Source organism: Actinosynnema pretiosum (assembly GCF_002354875.1).
Lineage (GTDB): Bacteria > Actinomycetota > Actinomycetes > Mycobacteriales > Pseudonocardiaceae > Actinosynnema > Actinosynnema auranticum.
This window is the reverse complement of record NZ_CP023445.1, coordinates 5,750,624-5,769,383: the sequence shown is the minus strand read 5'-3', so window position 1 is coordinate 5,769,383 and position 18,760 is coordinate 5,750,624. Positions and strand designations below refer to the sequence as shown.

Here is an 18,760-nt window from a genome sequence, read left to right as displayed (position 1 = left end):
GTCCGTTTCGGGGTAAACCGCCCGATGTGACGGAACTCGTGGCGGTGTTCGCGCCTTCTCCCCAGCTGACCGTGACCGTGGAAGACCTGGACGGCGCCCCGGACATCCACCTGCACGCGGGTGGGCAGGGCGTGTGGCAGTCGAGGATGATCTCCTCGCTCGGGGCCGAGGTCGTGCTCATCGCGGCGCTCGGCGGGGAGACCGGCGAGGTGCTGCGCAACCTGGTGGGCGTGGAGCTGAAGGTGCTGGACGTGGCGGCGCGCAACGGCGCGTACGTGCACGACCGGCGGGCGGGTGAGCGGGAGTCGCTGGTCGAGATGCCCGCCGACCACCTCTCCCGGCACGAGCTGGACGACCTGTACGAGCTGGCGCTGGTGGAGTGCCTGCGCGCCGAGGTCGCGGTGCTCAGCGGGCCGAACGACGACGTGGTGCCGGACGACGTGTACCGCAGGCTCACCGCCGACCTGCGCGGCCAGGGGCGGGACGTGGTGGTCGACCTGTCCGGCGGCAGGCTCGCGGCGGCGCTGGAGGGCGGGCCGACGGTGGTGAAGGTCAGCCACGACGAGCTCGTCGAGGACGGCCGGTCGAAGTCGGACGCCGAGGAGGACCTGGTCGCGGCGATGCGGGAGATCGCCGAGTGCGGCGCCCGCGCCGTCGTCGTCTCGCGCGCGTCCGAGCCCACGCTGGCGCTGATCGGGTCGAGGCTGCTCCGGGTCACCGCGCCCGGACTGTCCACTGTGGACACCAAGGGCGGTGGTGACTCGATGACCGCGGGCCTGGCCGCCGGGTTGGCGCTCGGCATCGACCTGGAGGAGGCTTTGAGGCTGGGCGCGGCGGCCGGTTCGCTGAACGTCACCCGGCACGGTCTGGGCACCGGCGGCGGCGAGGCGGTGGAGGAGCTCGCCGCGCGCGTGGACCTGCGAGTCGTGGAGGGCGAATGAGGGCACTGGTCACCAACGACGACGGCATCGACTCACCGGGGTTGCTGGCGCTGGCGCGGGGCGCGCGGGAGCACGGCTGGGAGGTGCTGATCGCCGCCCCGGAGCGGGAGGCCAGCGGCACCAGCGCGGGCCTGACGGCGGCGGGCGACCACCGGAGCATCCACGTGGAGCGGCGCGACCTGGACGGCTTCGAGGCCTACGCGGTCGCCGGGCACCCGGGGCTCATCGCGCTGGTGGCGTCGCGGGGGGCGTTCGGCGAGGTGCCGGACGTGGTGCTGTCCGGGGTCAACCGGGGCGCCAACACCGGGCGCGCGGTGCTGCACTCGGGGACGGTGGGCGCGGTGCTGACGGCGTCGGTGAACGACCTGCGCGGCATGGCGGTGTCGCTGGACGTGCCGCTGGAGGGCGAGGTCGAGTACCTGTGGGACTCGGCCGTGACGGTGGCGCGGGGCCTGTTCGACGTGCTCGCCGGCCTGCCGGCGGGGGCGGTGCTGAACGTGAACGCCCCGAACGTCGCCGACCCCGGAGAGCCGGTGCGGGCGACGCTGGCGGAGTTCGGGTCGGTGCAGACGCGGGTGAAGCGGGCGGACGAGGGGACGATCGACGTGAACTCGGTCCTCGTGCCGGGCGACCTGCCGGAGGGCAGCGACGCGGCCCTGCTGGTGGCGGGCAGGGCCACGGTGACGCCGCTGCGGTCGGTGGGGGAGGACCTGGAACTCAGGTGGTGAGCTCGGGCCCGTCCGGTGCCGCGGCGCGGGACGGGCCCGAGCGGTGGGCCCCGGCGCTGCGGTCCCGGCCGGGGCCGCTACCCCGCCGACCTCGTCAACGCCTCCACCGCGTCCCACAACCCGCCCGGCCGCTGCGACCGCTCGTACGTGGACCGCAGGTAGTGCAGCGGCCGGACCTCCCGGTCGTGCCACAGCAACCCCGTGCTCCACCCCGGCTCCTTCGCCGCCGCCAGCCACACGACCGTGTCCGCCCCGCGCTCCGGCGAGCGCAGCAGCGGCCTGGTCACCGCGTGGAACCGCGGCAGCGCCGTCGCCACCCCGCCCGTGTTCGCCCAACCGGGGTGCGTCGAGTGCACGGCGACGCCGTCCAGCCGCTGCGACCACAGCCGCGCCAGCACCACCTGCATCCGCTTGGTGCGCGCGTACCCGGTCGTCGGCCGGTACTCCCCGCGCTCGTACTGCAGGTCGTCCACGACCAGCGGCTGCGCGTACATCCCGCCCGACGCCACCCAGATCACCCGCGCGCCCACCGGCAGCCGGTCGCGCAGCAGGGACGTCAGCAGGTGCGGGCCGAGCACGTGGGTGGCCAGCATCACCTCGTTGCCCTCGGCCGTCTCGGTCCGCGCGGACGGCATCACGCCCGCGTTGTGCACCAGCACGTCCACCCGCCCCAGGCCCGCCGCGAGGTCGCGCACCTCGGACAGCAGGCTCACGTCGCACCGGTCCACGCTCACGTCGGCCCCCGGCACGGCCCGCCTGATCAGCTCGCGCGCCCGCCCGCCGTCACCGCGCACCACCAGCCGCAGCGACGCCCCCAACCGCGCCAACCCCAGCGCGGTGGCGAACCCGAGCCCGGCCTTGGCCCCGGTCACCACGACGACCCGCCCCGCCAGCGCCCCGGCGGGCGCGTCCGGGGGCCACCACGCCCGCCGGACCGCGCACCCCACGCGCGTGTAGCCCAGCAGCGACCGGTCCAGCGCGGTGTCGACGAACCTCTGCCACGACATGCCCCGGATCATCCCGCCCCGCGCGCCCGCGCGCTCGACCACCAACGGGAGAACCCCGCCGGGAGCGGGAGCTCCACCAGCGGGGTTCGGGGGAAAGCGCCGGGCGGACGAGGCCCGGAAGATGATCGAGGGGGCGCGTGGGCGCCCCCCGCGGTGCTGTCAGGCCGCCAGGCCCCGGCGGCCTCGGACGTGGGCGATGCGGGTCAGCGCGGTCACCTCGGCGTCGATTCCCAGCGCCACCCTCCGGCGCAGGCGGGCCTCCACGAACTCGCCCAGCGGGGTGTCCGGGGCCTTGGCGAACGGCTTGCGGCGCAGGGACTGCACGTCCTGGCCGACCAGGTCCGCGCGCTCGGCGTCCACGGGGCCTAGCGCGCCGCGCAGCACCCGGTCCGCGCTGTGCCGGTGGGCCCGGTGCGCGGTGGCCTTGCGGCGCCGGACGCCGCGGCGCGACGCCTTGTCGTTCTGGCCGTAGGTGTTCCTGCCGTCCTTGGCGTAGCTCAACCGCTTCTTCTCCTGCGGCGTGCGCCTCGGCGGCCTGTTCGTTTTCTGGACCATCACCCCTCCTGTGTCGATGGCGCCGAAACGTAGTCGCCGCCGCTACGCGGAGTACACCGAATTTCACCGGGCCCCCACCCGCGCCAACCGCGCCGCCACGCCGGGGCAGCGCTCGCGCACCACCGCCAGGAACGCCGCCAGCACCGGCGAGTCGTCCCCGGCCCGGAACGACAGCACCAGCTCCGGCAGCTCCACCACCGGCTCCACCGCGCAGAACCACACCCCCGCCCGCTCCGCCACCCGCATCCGCTCCGGCCCCAGCCCCACCCCGACACCGCACGCCGCCATGCCGATGATCGTGTGCACGTCCCGCGCCCGGACCGCCCCCGCCAGCGCCTCCTCGCCGAGCAGCCCGCGCAACCACGCGTCCACCGCGGGCTCCTCCGCCCCCGGCGACACGATCAACCGCTGACGCCGCAACTGCCCCAGCCCCACCGACGCCACCCCCGCCCACGGGTGCCCCGCCCCCACCACGGCCACCAGCGCGTCCCGCCCCACCACCACCGACACCAGGTCCCCGACCCCGCGACCCCTCGGCCGCCCCAGCCCGAACACCACGTCCAGCTCACCGGCGACCAGCTCGGCCACCCCCCGCGCGCTCGCGGTCTCCCGCAGCTCCAACCGCACGTCCGCGTGCCGCCGCCCGAACGGCCCCAGCACCCCCGGCAGCGGCTCCAGCAGGGCCGACGCCACGAACCCCAGCCGCAACCGCCCCGTCTCGCCCCGGTCCGCCCGCCCCGCGTCCACCGCCGCCGCGCCCAGCTCCGCCAGCGCCCGCCGCGTCCGCGCCAGGAACGCCTCGCCCGCCGCCGTCGGGAACACCCCGCGCGGCGTCCGGTCGAACAACCGCGCGCCGACCTCCTTCTCCAGCGAGGCGATCTGGCGCGACAGCGGCGGCTGCGCCATGCCGAGGACCCGCGCCGCGCGGCCGAAGTGCTGCTGCTCGGCCAGCGCCAGCGCGTACCTCAGGTGCCGTGCCTCCACCAGAACCCCCCATACCCCGCGGGTATCACCGGACACCGGTTCAGACATGGCGCGGCGCCGCGGCATTCCCGGCTGGTGGGCTGGGCCCGTGACCGAACCGACCACCTTCGTCCTCGTCCACGGCGCCTGGCACGGCGCGGCCCAGTGGGGCCCGACCCGCCGCGCCCTCGCCCGCCTCGGCGCGCACAGCGCCGCCGTCGACCTGCCAGGCCACGGCCTCGGCGCGCCGCTGCCGTCCGGCTACCTGCTCCCCGGACAGCCGGGGCTGACCACCGAACCCTCGGCCGTGGCAGGGCTTTCCGCCCAGGACTCCGCCGACGCGGTGCTCGACGCGCTGGCCGCCGCGCGCCGCCACGGCCGGGTCGTGCTCGTCGCGCACAGCGCGGGCGGCGGACCGGCCTCCCTCGCCGCCGAGCGCGCGCCCGCCCTGGTCGACCGCCTCGTCTACCTCACCGCGTTCGTCCCCGCCCGCCCCCGCTTCACCGACTACACCGCCACGCCCGAGAACGCCGCCGCCCTCTCCGGCGCCCTGCGCGTCGGCGACCCCGACCGGGTCGGCGCGTTCCGCATCAACCCGCTGTCCACCGACAAGTCCTACGTGGACGCGCTGCGCGAGGCGTTCTGCGGCGACCTGGACGAGCGCGAGTTCGGCCCCTGGCGGCTCGCGCTCACCCCGGACGAGCAGCTCGCGTCCCTGCAGGCCCCGGTCCCGGTCACCGCGCGCCGCTGGGGGAGCGTGCCCAGGGCGTTCCTGCGCTGCGCCGACGACCGCGCCCTCACCGCCGCCGCGCAGGACCTGATGATCCGCGAGGCCGACGAGGCGTTCCCCGAGCACCCGTTCGCCGTGCGCACCCTGCCCGGCGGGCACAGCCCGTTCGCCACCCGCCCCGAGGAGCTGGCCCGCCACCTGGTGGACCTGGCGTGAACCCGGAACGGCGGCGACGGGCGCTGCTGCCGGTGGTGCTGTCGGCCACCTTCGCCCAACTGCTGAACGTCACCCTCGTCCAGGTCGCCGCGCCCGCGCTGCGCGCCGACCTGGGCGCGGGTCCGGGCGCCGCGCACCTGGTGCTGGCCGCGTTCACCCTCGGCCACGCCTGCCCGCTCATCGCCTCCGCCAGGCTCGGCGACCGCCTCGGCCACCGCGCGCTGTTCGCCCTCGGCGCCGCCCTGTTCGCCCTGGCCACGGCCGCCTGCGCGGTCGCGCCGTCGACGGGCGCGCTGGTGGCGGCCCGGCTCCTGCAGGGCGCGGGCAGCGGGATCGCCGCGCCCCAGGTGTTCTCGCTCATCCGGACCGCCCTGCCCGCCCACCGGCACGGCCGCGCGCTGGCCGCGTTCGGCGCGGTGATCGGCACGGCCTCGGCGATCGGCCCGGTGCTGGGCGGCGCGCTGCTGGCCGCCGACCCGCTCGGACTCGGCTGGCGCGCGCTGTTCCTGGCGCAGCTCCCGGTCGCGCTCGCCACCCTCGCCGGTTCCGCGCTGCTGCCCGCGACCAGGCGGACCCGGAGCGGCAAAACCCAGGCGCCGCAACGGGTCGACGCGCTCGGCGCCGCGCTGGTCGCCGCGTGCTGCGCCGCGCTCGTGCTGCCGCTGGCCGTCGGCCCGGAGGCCGGGTGGCCGCCCTGGGCGTTCGCCTCGCTCGGCGCGGCCGTCCTCCTGGGCGCGGCCTTCCTGCTCTCCCAACGCCTCCGCGCCGACCCGCTGGTGCACCCGGAGGCGCTGCGCCACCGCGCCACCCGCACCGGCGTGCTGGTCGTGCTGGTGTTCAACGCCGGCGTGCCCTCGCTGACCTACCTGGTGCTGCTGCACCTGCAGGAGCAGGGCCGCACGCCGCTGCAGGCCGCGCTGGTCAACACCCCGTACGCGCTCGCCGCCGTCCTCGGCAGCGCGCTCGCCCCCGCGCTGGCCGAGCGCCGCCGCACCACCCCCGCCGCGGCAGCCGCGCTGGCCCTGGTCACCGCCGCCCTCACCGCGCTCCCGCCCGGCCCCGCGCCGCTCGCGCTGGGCGGAGCCGCGTTCGGGCTGTTCACCTCGACGGTGTTCGCGCTGGTGCTCTCCAGGGCCCCGGAACCGGCGGCGGCCTCCGTCGCGGGCCTGCTGCCCACCGCGCAGCAGCTCGGCGGCACGGTCGGCGTCGCGCTCGCCGGGACCGCCCACGCCGCAGGCGGTTTCCCGGCGGCGATGGCCTACGAGGCGCTGGTGTTCGCGCTCGCGGCGGCGGGGGCGTCCCGGCTGGTCACCGCGACGCCCGCCACCGCGACGCCCGCCACCGCGGCACCGGGCGCCACAGCACGAGCGGCCCGCTGAGGGGCCTCACTCCAGCTCCTCCTCCAGCGCCGCCGACAACCGCACCTCCTCCACGTCCAACCGGGTCTGCATCCGCAGCAGCACCAGGTCGTCCACCAGCCGCTCGTCCCGCAACCGCACCACCGCCGCCCGCTTGGGCTCCAGCAGCGCCAGGTGCAGCGCCGCGTAGTCGTCGCCCAGCAGCGGGTTCTCCACCGGAGCCCCGTCGACCCCCATGGCCTCCAACGACTCCAGCCGCCGCCGGATCTCCCCGCGCACCCGCTCCACCACGTCCCGCGGCGCGTCCAGCGCCCGCGCCGCCTCGTCCAGCGCCGCCAGCCCGGCCTCGCCGGCGGTGCGCTCGGCCAGCAGCAGCTCGGCGGGCCGCGCCTCGTCCTCGCCCAGCCGCGCCCACCGCAGCACCAGCGGCAGGGTGAGGCCCTGCCCGAGCGTGGTCGCCACGATCACCCCGAACGTCACCACCACCAGCAGCTCCCGCTCCGGGAACGCCCCGCCGTCCTGCACGGTCAGCGGCACGGCCAGCGCCGCCGCCAGCGACACCCCGCCCCGGAAACCCGCCCACGCCACCGGCAGCCGCTCCCGGAACCCCATCCGCCGGTCCCGCTGCGCGGGCCTGCGGTCCAGCAGCCGCACCAGGTACGGCACGGTGTTGAAGAACAGCAGCCGCACCCCGATCACCGTCGCCGACACCAGCACGACCGCCAGCAGCGCCCGCCAGGTGCGCGCGTCCGCCACCGCGTCCCGCAGCTGCAGGCCGACCAGCACGAACAGCGCGCCGTTGAGCAGGAACGCGCCCAGCTGCCAGAAGCCGCGCGACTGCAACCGGGTCCTGGCCGAGAACCAGCGCGGCCCGGTCTGGCTCACCAGCAGCCCGCACACCACCGTCGCCAGCACGCCCGACGCGTGGATCTCCTCCGCCAGCAGGAACGCCGTGAACGGGGTCAGCACGCTGATCCCGGCCTCCGGCAGCGGTTCCACGACCACCTTGCGCAGCCAGGTCACCAGCAGCCCGACCAGCAGGCCCACCACGACGCCGCCCGCGTAGGACAGGCCGAAGTCGCCCAGCGCGGACGGCCAGGAGAACTCCTCCCGACCGCTGGCCACGGCCACCGCGATCGCGAACAGCACCAGCGCGGTGCCGTCGTTGACCAGGCTCTCGGCGCGCAGCAGGGTCAGCTGCCGGTGCGGCATCCTCCCCGCGACCGCGCCGACGGCGGTGGCGTCGGTGGGCGCGACCACCGCGCCGAGCACGAACGCCACCGGCCAGCCCAGGCCCAGCGCGTGCCCGACCGCCGCGACCGAGGCGGCGGTCACCAGCACCAGCACGACCGAGCTGAGCGCGATGCTGCGCAGGTTCGCCCTGATCTCGCGCAGCGAGGTGTTCAGCGCCTCCCAGTGCAGCAGCGCGGGCAGGAACAGCAGCAGCACCACCTCGGGCGGCAGCCGGATCGGCTCCAGCCAGGGGACCAGCGCGGCCAGCGCCCCGCCGACCAGCAGCACGATCGGCGGCGACAGGCGCAGGCGGCGGGCGAGCAGGTGCAGCGCGACCACGGCCGCGCCGACGGACACGAGCACGATCAGCGCCTGCGAGTCGCCCATGGCCTCTTCTGCCTCCCGTCTTGGTGGACGGGAGGGAGTCGCCCGCAGGAGTGCGGTTCAAACCGGCCCGCTCCGGGGTACCCGTGTCCCCAGCGGCGGTCGGCGCGGCTCGGGACAGCGTCGTTCCGGGGCCCACGACGCCCGCTGCGGCCTCAACGCCCGACTCCGGTCGGGGTGGGTGCCGTCGGGGCCCTCCGGGGCGCTCACGGCCCGCTCAGAGGTTCCGCGCGCACGCGTCCGCCCCTCCGCGGGTCCCGAACGGGGACCGGGGGAGGGGCGGGGTCGCGGATCAGCGGATCGGCGGCGCGGGGATCAGTAGCCCTGGTAGCCGGTTCCGGCGTTGATGCCGATCAGGCCGGGGTGGTTGTGGAAGCCGCCGTAGCGGGCGTACACGTACCGCACGCCGGCGATGATGTTGTCCACCGGGCGGTAGATGTCGTCGTAGCCCGCGAGCTTGTACGCCTCGAACGTGGGGTCGATGACCTGCATCAGGCCCTTCGACGGGGTGCCGCGCACCGCGTTCGAGTCCCAGTTGTTGATGGCGTTGACGTTGCCGCCGGACTCCTTCTGGATCACCGTCCAGATCGCGCCCACGCTGCTGTTGTCGATCGAGGTGCCGTTGGCCTGGAGGACCTTGATGGCCTCCTTGATCCACGCCTCGACCTCGCGCTGCTTGGCCGGCTTGCGCGCCTCGGCCTCGCGCTCCTTGCGCTCCTGCTCGGCCTTGACCCGCGCCGCGTAGTCGTTCGCCGCCGCGTCGCTGATCTGGTTGACCGCCATGGCCGCCGTCATCTGCTCCTGCTGGAGCAGGCGGGACGCCTCGCCGCCGACGTCCACCGAGTGGACGGTCCGGACCTCGGCGATGGTCTGCGCCGTCGGCGAGACCGCCGGGGCGTCCGGGTCGCCGAACCCGCCGAAGTTCATGGCGCCCGCGCTGGGGCTGAAGGTGCCGCCGGTGACCGCGTAGGCCGCGGCCCCGCCCGCTCCCGCGACCACGCCGACCGCCATCGCGACGGCGGACACCCGGTGGGCCAGCGGGGCCTTGTCGGACTCGGCGCGGTGCGCTCCGGGAACGACGCCGGGGGCGGTGACGACCACTGGGAACACCAGCGTGGTCGGTTCCCCCTGGGGTCTCCTGTGCCGAGCCAAAGAACTGCCTCCCGCGTTGAGCTTCGCACGTGACCGAACCGTGATCTGCGGCCGGAAACGTAACCGGGAGTACTGCGAATGGGCAAGGTTCACTCCGAAATCGGTGACTTGTGTCACGTTTCGTGGGAACCGATGCAACTGTGTGTTGATTACCCCTAATCCGACCGGGGGATGGGTGGTGAACTGGGGGAACGCGGTCCGGAGGGGCCTCCGGATTCGGGGGTTGTCCCCCGACCGATCCCCGAACCCCCGATGCGATTCCACAGTGGGTGGACGGGGTTGCGGAGGCGGTCGGGGACGGTTGCGACTCGGGTGCGGGGCGCCCCCGAGGTTCGCCCCGCGCCCCGCACCAAGAACGAACACGCGCGCACGCGCGCGAGCCCCGCCCGCTCACCCCGCGTCGAACGAGTACCCCATGCCGCGCGCCGTCCGGATCCGCCCAGCCCCGATCTTGCGCCGCAGCGCCCGCACGTACACGTCCACGATGTTCGACCCCGGATCGAAGTCGTAGCCCCACACGTGCGACAGGATCTGCTCCCGCGACAGCACCCGCCGGTGGTGCCGCAGCAGCAGCTCCAGCAGCGCGAACTCGCGCGCCGTCAGGTCCACCGCCACCCCGTCCACGTCCACCCGCCGCGTCCGCAGGTCCAGCGCCAGACCGCCTGCCCGCAGCACGGTCCGCTCGACCACCGCCTCCGGCGAGCGCAACCGCAGCCGCACCCGCGCCAGCAGCTCCTCGAACCGGAACGGCTTGGTCATGTAGTCGTCCGCCCCGCCCTCCAGCCCGGCCACGGTCGCCCGCACCGAGTCCTGCGCGGTCAGGATGATCACCGGCGTCGCGCACCCGCGCTCCCGCAACCGCGCCAGCACGGCGAACCCGTCCAGCACCGGCAGCCCGATGTCCAGCAGCACCAGGTCGAACCCGCCGCTGAGCGCGTACCCGAGCGCCGCCTCGCCGTCGCCCACCACGGTCGTGGCGAACCCGTTCGCGGTCAGCCCCTTGCGCACGAACGAGGCGATCCGCTCCTCGTCCTCGGCGATCAGGATTCGCGCCACGACCCACCTCCCGACGTCCCGCCGACCGGCAGCCGCACCGTCGCCCCCTCGCCCTCCGGAACCCGCAGCGGCACCTCCACCGCGAACCGCGCCCCCGCGCCCGGCGCCGACGTCAGCCGCACGAACCCGCCGTGCGCCTCGGCGATGGCCCGCACGATCGCCAGCCCCAGCCCGGCGCCCGCCCGGTGCCCCGGCGCGCCGCCCGTCGAGCCCCGGCTGAACCGCTCGAAGATCGCCACCGCGTCCTCCGGCCGCACGCCCGGCCCCCGGTCGGCCACCCAGAACGACACCGAGCCGCCACCGGGCGCGGGCCGCACCAGCGACCCGATCAGCACCTCCGAGCCCTCCGGGCTGTGCTGCACGGCGTTCTGCGCCAGCTGCACCACGGCCTGGGTGACGCGCTGCTCGTCCAGCAGCGCCACGCCCTCCCCGATCGACTCCAGCCGCCACCGCCGGTCCCCGATGGCCCGCACCTTCGCGTACACGTCACCGGTCAGCTCGGCCACCTCCACCGGCCGCGCGTCGATGAAGTCCGGCTGCTCGGCCTTGGCCAGCAGCAGCAGGTCGTTGACCATGCGGTTCATCCGGTCCAGCTCGTCCAGGCACAGCCGCACCGCCTCGGCCCGCTCCACCGGGTCCTCGCCCAGCAGCTCCAGGTGGCCGGAGACGATCGTGATCGGCGTGCGCAGCTCGTGGCCCGCGTCGTCCAGGAACCGCCGCTGCGTGGCGAACGCCCGCTCCAGCCGGTCCAGCATCGCGTTGAACTGCTCGGCCAGCGCGGCGACGTCGTCGCGCCCCTCCACGGTGATGCGGCGGGTCAGGTCGTGCTCGGTGATCTCGGCGGCGGCCCGGCGCACCAGCCGCACCGGGCTCAGGATCTGCCCCGCCACGAACCACGCCGACGCGCCCGCCAGCACCACCCCGAGCAGGCCCACGCCCAGCAGCACGCGCACCGTCGACGCCACCTCGGCCCGGTCCCGGTCCACCAGGTAGCCCACGACCAGCGCGCCCCGGTCGCCCGCCGCGCCGGTGGCGTCCACCCTGATCCAGCGCAGCTCACCGGCCGGGGTGGCGGACGCGCCGCTGTGGTCGGGGGAGGCCAGGATCGGGTCGAGGACCTCGGGGTGCGCGCCCAGGCGGAACGGCTCGGCGCGGTCCTGGAGCATCGGGCCGGACTGCGGGGTCCAGGCCACGATGACCTCGTCGTCGTCCACGTACTGGCGGCTCAGGTGCGCGGACAGGGCCTGCCGGACGTCGGCGAACGGCTGCCCGGTCGCCCGGTCTACGCCCTCGGCGAGCACCTGGTCCAGCTCGGCGGCCTCCTGCTCCAGCGCGGAGCGGACGTCCCGGTCGACCTCGCGCAGCAGCAGGTTGCGGGTCACCAGGGTGGTGGACAGGGAGACCACGGCGACCAGGAGCAGCAGCCAGCCCATGATCCGCACCCGCGCGGGGACGGCCCGCTTGCGGCGGGGCGCGGGGCGGGTGGCGAGGGTGGTGTCCAGGGTGACGGTGGGTGTGTCGGGGTCGGCCATCTCAGGTCGGTCGTCCAGTCCGGTGGGGTGCGGGGTCAGTCGTCGAGGTCGTCGTCATCGTCGTCGTCATCGTCCGGCGGGACCGGGGGCGGCGGCGGGATGACCACCGGGGAGTCCGGGGGAGGGGTGGGCGGCGCGGTGCTCTGCCCGGTGCCCGGCGCGGTGCTCTCCGGTGGCGCGGTGCTCTCCGGTGGTGCCGCGCTCGGCAACGGCAGCAGCCCGGTGTTGTCCCGCAGCCTGACCTGCGTCGGAGCGGACGGCGGGGGTTCGCCGGGCAGCGCCCAGGTCGCCACCGCCGCCCCGAGGGGCAGCGCCAGCGCGGCGGTCAGCAGGACGATCCGGGAGGCTCGCACCCGCCCACCCTCTCCGGCCGGGGCGAACCCCGCATGAGAGCGGGATGAAGAAATCTTCATCTCCCTGCTCCCGCGTCGCTCACCCGGTCGGCGCGAGCCGCGCGCCCACCAGGAGCAGCCGCAGCACCCGCTCGGCCGCGTCGGCCAGGAACTCGCCGCCGCGCAGGATCGCCTCGTCCAGCGACACCGGGCGCGGCAGGATCGCCTGGAACGCGTCGATGCCCGCCGCGTAGGCCGCGTCCGCGCGCGGGCCGATCGTGCCCGCCAGCGCGATCACCGGCTTGCCGTGCGCCTTGGCGCGGCGCGCCACCTCGGCGGGCACCTTGCCGTGCGGGGTCTGGGCGTCGATCGCGCCCTCGGCCGTGATCACCAGGTCGGCGGCGGCCAGCCGGGCGTCCAGGTCGACGTGGTCCAGCAGCACGTCGAACCGGGGCAGCAGCGGCGCGCCGAGCACCGCGCTCAGCCCGGCCCCGAGCCCGCCGGACGCACCGGAGCCGGGCAGCAGCGCCACGTCCGCGCCCAGGTCGCGGCGCAGCACGTCGGCCCAGTTGTCCAGCGCGTCCGCCAGCAGCTCCACCTGCTGGGGCGACGCGCCCTTCTGCGGCCCGAACACCCTGGCCACGCCGCGCGGTCCGCACAGCACGTTGTGCGGGTTGACCGCGAGCCGGGTCGTGGTGGCGGCGAGCCTGGGGTCGAGCCCGGAGACGTCCACCGAGCGGGCGTGCGCCAGCGCCGCCGCCCCCGGCGCGACCTCGCGGCCGTGCCGGTCCCAGACGCGCACGCCCAGCGCCTGGAGCGCGCCCGCGCCGCCGTCCGAGGTGCCGGAGTCGCCGCAGCCCACCAGCACCGAGTCGCAGCCCGCGTCCAGCGCGGCCGAGATCAGCTCGCCCACGCCCCGGCTGGTGGTCAGGCCGGGGTCGCGCCGGTGCGCGGGCACCAGCCGCAGGCCCGCGGCGGCGGCCATCTCCACGACGGCGGTGCGGCCGTCGCCGAGCACCGCGAAGTGCGAGTGCACCGGCAGCCCGACCGGGCCGGTGACGGTGGTGTCGACCAGGTGGCCGCCGGTGGCGCTCGCGAGCGCGGCGGCCGAGCCCTCGCCGCCGTCGACCAGGGGCACCCGGTCGACGTCCGCGTCGGGCACGACCCGGCGCACGCCGGTGGCGATGGCGTCGGCGGCGGCCTCCGCGCCGAGGCTCTCCTTGAAGCCGCTGGGGGCTACGACGATCCGCATCTCTGGTGCTCCTCGGGGCTGGGGGACTAGAGGGAGGTGGGGAGGCCGGTCGCGGGCCACACGAGCAGCGCGAACGCGCTGACGACGGCGACGTGCAGCGGGGCCAGCGCGGCGGACAGGCGCAGCAGGTCGCGCGCCGAGTAGGTCGGGACGCCCTCGACGTCGGCGAACAGCGCGACCGGCTTCGCCGAGGACGTGAGGGTGTGGCAGAAACCGGCGGCGGCGGTCGAGGCGAACACGGCCAGCGCGGGGTTCACCCCGGCGGCCAGCGCCAGCGGGATCACCACCGGGACCAGCACGGACGAGCGGGCCGAGCGGGACTGGACGGCCAGGTGCGCGGCGGTGCCGACCAGCACGACGGCGATCAGGAAGTGCTCGGGGGAGGCGTGCTCGAGCGGTGCGAGGGCGTGGTCGGCCAGCCACTGGGCGGCGCCGGTGGTGACCAGGGCGTCACCGAGGGCGGCGGTCGCGGCGGTGAACAGCAGCAGCGACCAGGGGACGGTCTTGAGGGCGGCGCCGGGGGAGACGCGGTGCTCGCCGTGCGGGGGGACGGTGATGACCAGGGCGCCGAGCAGGCCGACGAGCGCGGGCGGGGCGCCGTGGAGGGGCTCGGTGCACCAGAGGGCGAGGACGGCGGCGGTCGTGGCGGCGGCCTGCTTCTCGGGGGCGGTCCAGGCCTTCGGCGGGGTGGGGAGGTCGAGGCTCAGGCGGGTCTTGCGGTCCCGGCGGCGGGTGAACAGCAGCAGGGTCAGCTCGGCGGCCAGGTGGCAGGACAGGACCGCGAGCGGCAGCCCGAGCAGCAACCAGTGCAGGAAGCCGATGCCGCTGCCGGTGGCGTCGGCGAGGAGCTGGTCGGCAATGAGGTGCGCGCCCGCGCCGATCAGGGTGGACACGGCGGACAGCAGCACCACGGTCGGGAACAGCAGCGAGAGCGCTTTCGCCAGGCGCGGGTCCACGGCCTTCGCCAGCGAGGTGAACACCGGCAGCGCGAGCGCGGCCCGACCCGAGGTGGAGGGGACGGCGAGGGAGGAGCCGACCAGCGCCAGGGTGGTCAGGTGCGCGAGCTGGCGCGGCGTGCGGGCCCGGTTGAGCAGCGCGGCCGTGAACCGCTCCACCAGCCCCGACCGGGTGAGCCCGGCGGCGAGCACGAAGGCGGCGATCAGCAGCCAGACCAGGTCGGCCCCGAGCGTGGCGAACACCTCGTCGGCCTCGACGGCGCCGGAGGCGGCGAGGAGGGAGACGGCGACGAGCGCGACCCAGGTGTCGTCGACCTTCGTGAACACCCACGCCCCGACCGCCCCGGTGAACACCGCGAGCACCACCGCGCCCCGCCAGTGCAACCCGTCCGCGGGGAGGGCGGCGGCGAGCACCGCGAGGGCGGCGAGCGCGAGGGCGAGGTGGGCGCGCGGGCGCCCGCGCGGCGGTTCGGGGCGGGCGAGTGGGACGGTCGCCTGCTCGGGGCGGGTCGTGCAGGTGAAGGTGTCCACGGGGAACAGCCTGCGGCGCGCGGCTGAGCGGCAGGTGAACCGTTCATGAGGACGTTTTCATCCGGCCGGCGGACGCTCCCGAGAAACCGTATCGATCACCGAACGTAGTTACACCCGCACCCCACATCCACACGAACAGGTAGTCCTCTTCGGCGGTCGGGTCACGTCTGCGGCCCCTGCGGCGATCCACCCCACGTAGACAGCCCGAGGGGATCGAGAGCAGCCATGCCGGACAGCGCACCCACCATCGTCGAACTCGCCGCCGACTTACGCGCCCTGCGCACGCGCCGTGCCCGCGCCACCGGGGACGGTGAGCTGACCGTCCGCCAGATCGCCGCCTCGACCGGGTACGCGCTCGGCACGGTCTCCGACTACCTCACCGGCACCACGCTGCCGCCCACGGACCGGTTCGGGGTGCTCGTGCGGCTGCTCGGGGCCACGCCCGCCGAGGAGGTGCGGCTCGGGCGGGTCCGGGACCAGGTCGAGCAGGAGCGCAGCGCGCGGCGGGAGGCGCGCGGGCGGGTGCTGCGGGAGCTGCCGCCCGAGGTGTTCGGGTTCGCCGGGCGGGAGCGGTTCCTCGCGGCGCTGGACGGGCTGGTCGACGGGCCCCGGTACGCGGTGGTGTCCGGGCCCAGCGGGGTCGGGCGGACCGCGGCGGTGGTGCGGTGGGCGCACCGCAGGGGGCACCGGTTCCCGGACGGGGCGGTGTACGTGGACCTGCGCGGGCGCGACAGCGAGGTGCGGCCCAAGGCGCCGGGACGGCGGTCGCTGCTGGTGCTGGACAACGTCCGCAGCGCCGAGCACGCCCGCCCGCTGCTCGCGGCGTGGCCCGGCAGGGCGGTGGTGATCACCGGGCGCGAGTTCGCGCTGCGCGACGCGATCCACCTGCCCGTGCCGCCCCTGACCGCCGCGGAGGCCCTCGACCTGCTGACCAGGCTCACCCGCAACCGCCCGTCGGTCGACCAGGACGCGGCGGCGGAGCTCGTGGACCGCTGCGCCCGCCTGCCGCTGGCGCTGCGCCTGGCGGCGGAGGTCGTGGCGACGAAGGTGGAGACGTCGGTGCAGTCGCTGGTGGCTGGCCTGGCGGCGCGGCAGCGGGGGGTGGGGGACGTGCGCGGCGTGCTGGCCTGGACCCTGTCCCACCAGCCGCCGGAGCTGGTGCGGGCGTTCCGGCTCGTGGTGGCGGGCAGCGGACGGCGGATCACGCCCCGGTGGCTCGCCTCGGCCGGTCAGCTGGACGTCGGGCGCGCGCGGGCGCAGCTCGACGCGCTCGGGCGGGCGCAGCTGCTGCACCGGGCGAAGCCGGGGCACTACGGGGTGCACGAGCTGGTGCGGGCCTGCGCGGGTGAGCCGGTCAGGCGGTCGAGTTCGGTGGCGATGACGTCGTAGGCGGCGGGGTGGAGGGCGACCAGGTCCTGGACGACGTCGGGCCAGTCACTCTCGATCAGGCTCGCCGCCAGGTCCTCGGTGGAAGGTGGCTTTTCACCGAGCCGGGAAGACGTTCCCAGGTAATCGGGGTCGTGATCGTCGCTGGGCGAGAAGTCCTCGTCGAGCGGAGTCAGGAACGTCACCTGTACCGCTAGATCCGCCACCTCGGTCATCGTTCGGATCTCGGCGGGCAGGTCTTCCCGCCCTTTGGGGATCGCCTTCCTGAACTTCCGCAGGAGCTTGTGCGCACGCTTCCGGTCGTTCATGTCCACAGCCAGGAGCAGCGCGTCGCGCAGCAGGCGCACGTCACCTGACGAGTCGGCGGCACGTGCGGCCGCACGCAGGGCTTTGTCCGTTCGGCAAGCTCGAGCGACGAGCAGGAGGGCTTCGGCACGCATTCTCGGCGGCTTCGCCGAACCCGCTACCTCGGCGGCGTGAGCGCTGTCGCCACGTGACAACAAGACCCGCACCAGTTCCAGGAGCGGTCGTCGACGCGCGGAAGGCTGGTCGACCTCCGCGAGGAATCGCTCCGCGAGCTCAACCCGCCCGGCGAGCAGCGCCTCTTCGGCGATCGTCGCCCACGCCTGGGCCCGCGCGTCCTCGGTGCGCAACGCCACGGCGTCCGCCGCCGCTCGGCTGTAGTCCTCCCTGCCCGCTGCAACCGCTATCCACCCAATGGAAACGCTGTCCGGCTTGACCTTCTTCTTGCGGAATCGTTTTTCCTCGCGCTGGACCATTCCTCTGGCCTCAGCTATGCGACCGTCCTGCACGACGGCAAGCAGGAAGGGCAGACTGCTCTCCTCGTCCACCTGCGGCTCTGCGGATGTGAGGGCGTCGAGCACCCTGGACCGCTTGCCCTCGTTGCGGATGGTGAGTGCCAGTTCGCGGGCGCGCTCGTGCTCGCCGAACTCGTTCAGCGCCTCGGCGACCGCCCGAAGGTGATCGGCCCCGAAGAACTGGGTGTGCGGCCTGGCCATCGCCTCCGCGGTGTCCAACAGCTCGCCCGCCTTGTCCCGGTCACCGTTCTGGCGGATCACCGACGAGGTCACCAGCAAGGCGTCCAGGCGGTCGCGGAACGGCGACATCGTGCTGATGATCGCTTCGGCCCGCTCGACCTCGCCCACGGCGGCCCACGCGGCGGGCAGATCCGGGTGGAGCGAGACGTTGCGGTCGCGCAGGTGGGCCTTGTGCACGCCCAACCGGGCCAGCCCAAGCAGGTCGCTCTTGCCCACCACCCGCTGCGCCGCCGCCACCTGGGACAGTGCCGCTTCATCGGCCCCCGTCCTGGTGAGCAGCAACGCGTGCCGGTTCGGGTCGGTCGCCAGGTCGACCAGGCGATCCACCTCGTTGGTCGACTCCAGCATCGCTGGATACCCCCGCACCAGGTACTCCGGGGTGTCCTGCGGCCAAGCGCGGTCGCGGTACCCGTCCGCCCAGGCGTGCAACCGCTCCCGATACCCGCCGAGGTGCTTCCCGAGCATGTCCGCCGCGCGCAATCGGAGCTCGTTGTGCGCAAATAAGTGCGCCTCTCCACTGGAGTTGGTGAAGCTCCGGCCGGAAGCCGTGTGCAGCACGTCCTCCACGTCCACCGGCGGATGACCGGTCAGCTCCTCCAGGTCGGCGGTGGTGAGACCGCTGCCCGAGGCGACCAGCAGGCCGAGGACGTCCCGCGCGGCGGGCGTGCCGCGCAGCAGGCGCTTCAGGTCCTTCTCCAGCACGTCGCGCTTCACCTTCGCCTCGGGGGAGGGGGACAGCGGGCGGATCACGTCCGGATCGCGCAGCGGGTGGTGTTCGGGGACCTCGTGCGGGAGCGGGGGGTTCAGGCGGCCGGACACCACCACCCGCGTCCCTGCAGGGGGGTTCGCGGGCAACAGGGCGGCGATGCTGTGGGACTCGGCGGAACCGTCCGCGCCCCGGTCCTCGTCCAGCCCGTCCACCACCAGCACCAGGCGTTCGCCCTGGTCCTCGCACCGCTCCGCCGCTTGCTTCAGCAGCCCGAGCAGACCGGGGTCGGTGAACTCGCGCGGCAGCGGGGTCCCGAGGAGCGCGCAGAGCTGGACGGTCACCTCGCGCAGGAATGCTGACCGGTCGCTCTGCTCCGCCAGACCCGCCGTGATGAAGAACGACACAATCCGAACGCCCTCCGGCGGGTGCAGCGCGAACCACGACAGCAGTGCCGACTTGCCCGCCCACGCCTCCGCGCGCCACCACAGGTAGCGGTCGGGCCCCGCGCAGAACGCCGCCAGTTCGGCCAGCTCCGCCTCGCGTCCGACCAGTTCGTCCGGCGCGATCCGCCGGACCTGCTCCAGGTAGAAGTCCGAGGGCACCGCACCCGCGACGAGGTTGATCGCGCCGTGGTTCACGCCCACCTGCACCAGCAGGTTGGCCGTGCTGTCAGTCACCGAG

Annotated in this window: 16 protein-coding genes; 5 read left to right on the top strand and 11 right to left on the bottom strand. The window is 75.2% G+C overall.

The genetic code is table 11. The features are described 5' to 3' along the window. Nucleotides 1-26: 26 nt before the first annotated feature. A complete protein-coding gene (locus CNX65_RS24375) occupies nt 27-941 on the top strand; it encodes a 1-phosphofructokinase family hexose kinase (protein WP_096495851.1) in 915 nt (304 codons plus the stop codon). Continuing rightward, nucleotides 938-1,669: a 5'/3'-nucleotidase SurE gene (gene surE, locus CNX65_RS24370; RefSeq protein WP_096495850.1), complete on the top strand. Its 732-nt coding sequence runs from the start codon at nt 938-940 to the stop codon at nt 1,667-1,669. Before CNX65_RS24375 ends, surE begins: the two co-directional genes overlap by 4 nt. A gap of 77 nt (nt 1,670-1,746) precedes the next feature. On the opposite strand, the gene CNX65_RS24365 is transcribed toward surE, so the two are convergent. From CNX65_RS24365 to CNX65_RS24355, 3 genes are all read right to left on the bottom strand, one after another. Continuing rightward, nucleotides 1,747-2,676, bottom strand: coding sequence for an SDR family NAD(P)-dependent oxidoreductase (locus tag CNX65_RS24365; protein ID WP_096497973.1), 930 nt, complete (start codon nt 2,674-2,676; stop codon nt 1,747-1,749). A 159-nt stretch (nt 2,677-2,835) separates the two neighbouring features. Further along, complete coding sequence (locus tag CNX65_RS24360) at nt 2,836-3,231, bottom strand: hypothetical protein (protein WP_096495849.1); 396 nt, start codon at nt 3,229-3,231, stop codon at nt 2,836-2,838. 63 nt (nt 3,232-3,294) lie between these two features. Continuing rightward, complete coding sequence (locus CNX65_RS24355) at nt 3,295-4,215, bottom strand: LysR family transcriptional regulator (RefSeq protein WP_096495848.1); 921 nt, start codon at nt 4,213-4,215, stop codon at nt 3,295-3,297. 88 nt (nt 4,216-4,303) lie between these two features. Here CNX65_RS24355 and CNX65_RS24350 point away from each other — a divergent pair, with 88 nt between their 5' ends. Continuing rightward, nucleotides 4,304-5,140, top strand: a complete 837-nt coding sequence (locus CNX65_RS24350; RefSeq protein ID WP_232519989.1) for an alpha/beta fold hydrolase — start codon at nt 4,304-4,306, stop codon at nt 5,138-5,140. Next, complete coding sequence (locus tag CNX65_RS24345) at nt 5,137-6,519, top strand: MFS transporter (RefSeq protein ID WP_232519988.1); 1,383 nt, start codon at nt 5,137-5,139, stop codon at nt 6,517-6,519. The genes CNX65_RS24350 and CNX65_RS24345 overlap by 4 nt, the downstream gene beginning before the upstream one ends. 6 nt (nt 6,520-6,525) lie before the next feature. On the opposite strand, the gene CNX65_RS24340 is transcribed toward CNX65_RS24345, so the two are convergent. From CNX65_RS24340 to CNX65_RS24310, 7 genes are all read right to left on the bottom strand, one after another. Next, nucleotides 6,526-8,118 carry a Na+/H+ antiporter gene (locus CNX65_RS24340; RefSeq protein WP_096495846.1) on the bottom strand — a complete coding sequence of 531 codons (1,593 nt, stop codon included), beginning with the start codon at nt 8,116-8,118 and terminating at the stop codon, nt 6,526-6,528. A 312-nt stretch (nt 8,119-8,430) separates the two neighbouring features. Continuing rightward, a complete protein-coding gene (locus tag CNX65_RS38220; RefSeq protein WP_309141949.1) occupies nt 8,431-9,225 on the bottom strand; it encodes a transglycosylase SLT domain-containing protein in 795 nt (264 codons plus the stop codon). 432 nt (nt 9,226-9,657) lie between these two features. Then, nucleotides 9,658-10,323 (bottom strand): response regulator transcription factor, encoded by a 666-nt coding sequence (locus CNX65_RS24330; RefSeq protein ID WP_096495844.1) that lies wholly within the window; start codon nt 10,321-10,323, stop codon nt 9,658-9,660. After that, complete coding sequence (locus tag CNX65_RS24325; RefSeq protein WP_096495843.1) at nt 10,308-11,855, bottom strand: sensor histidine kinase; 1,548 nt, start codon at nt 11,853-11,855, stop codon at nt 10,308-10,310. Before CNX65_RS24325 ends, CNX65_RS24330 begins: the two co-directional genes overlap by 16 nt. A 35-nt stretch (nt 11,856-11,890) precedes the next feature. Beyond that, nucleotides 11,891-12,208 (bottom strand): hypothetical protein, encoded by a 318-nt coding sequence (locus CNX65_RS24320; protein ID WP_096495842.1) that lies wholly within the window; start codon nt 12,206-12,208, stop codon nt 11,891-11,893. Nucleotides 12,209-12,287: 79 nt separating this feature from the next. Beyond that, entirely contained in the window at nt 12,288-13,439 is a 1,152-nt protein-coding gene (locus CNX65_RS24315; RefSeq protein ID WP_096495841.1) for a glycerate kinase family protein, read from the bottom strand. Between the two features lie 26 nt (nt 13,440-13,465). Further along, entirely contained in the window at nt 13,466-14,926 is a 1,461-nt protein-coding gene (locus tag CNX65_RS24310) for an SLC13 family permease (protein ID WP_096495840.1), read from the bottom strand. A 225-nt stretch (nt 14,927-15,151) separates the two neighbouring features. Here CNX65_RS24310 and CNX65_RS24305 point away from each other — a divergent pair, with 225 nt between their 5' ends. Beyond that, nucleotides 15,152-16,315, top strand: a complete 1,164-nt coding sequence (locus CNX65_RS24305) for a helix-turn-helix domain-containing protein (protein ID WP_096495839.1) — start codon at nt 15,152-15,154, stop codon at nt 16,313-16,315. Here the strand turns inward: CNX65_RS24305 and CNX65_RS24300 are convergent. Continuing rightward, nucleotides 16,237-18,756: a hypothetical protein gene (locus CNX65_RS24300; RefSeq protein WP_157767828.1), complete on the bottom strand. Its 2,520-nt coding sequence runs from the start codon at nt 18,754-18,756 to the stop codon at nt 16,237-16,239. The genes CNX65_RS24305 and CNX65_RS24300 overlap by 79 nt on opposite strands. Nucleotides 18,757-18,760: the final 4 nt, after the last annotated feature.

Bases quoted from the DNA above. Each gene is read 5' to 3' on its own strand.
- surE (WP_096495850.1), top strand. From the start codon at position 938: ATGAGGGCACTGGTCACCAACGACGACGGCATCGACTCACCGGGGTTG.
- CNX65_RS24365 (WP_096497973.1), bottom strand. From the start codon at position 2,676: ATGTCGTGGCAGAGGTTCGTCGACACCGCGCTGGACCGGTCGCTGCTG.
- CNX65_RS24360 (WP_096495849.1), bottom strand. From the start codon at position 3,231: ATGGTCCAGAAAACGAACAGGCCGCCGAGGCGCACGCCGCAGGAGAAG.
- CNX65_RS24340 (WP_096495846.1), bottom strand. From the start codon at position 8,118: ATGGGCGACTCGCAGGCGCTGATCGTGCTCGTGTCCGTCGGCGCGGCC.
- CNX65_RS24325 (WP_096495843.1), bottom strand. From the start codon at position 11,855: ATGGCCGACCCCGACACACCCACCGTCACCCTGGACACCACCCTCGCC.
- CNX65_RS24315 (WP_096495841.1), bottom strand. From the start codon at position 13,439: ATGCGGATCGTCGTAGCCCCCAGCGGCTTCAAGGAGAGCCTCGGCGCG.
- CNX65_RS24305 (WP_096495839.1), top strand. From the start codon at position 15,152: ATGCCGGACAGCGCACCCACCATCGTCGAACTCGCCGCCGACTTACGC.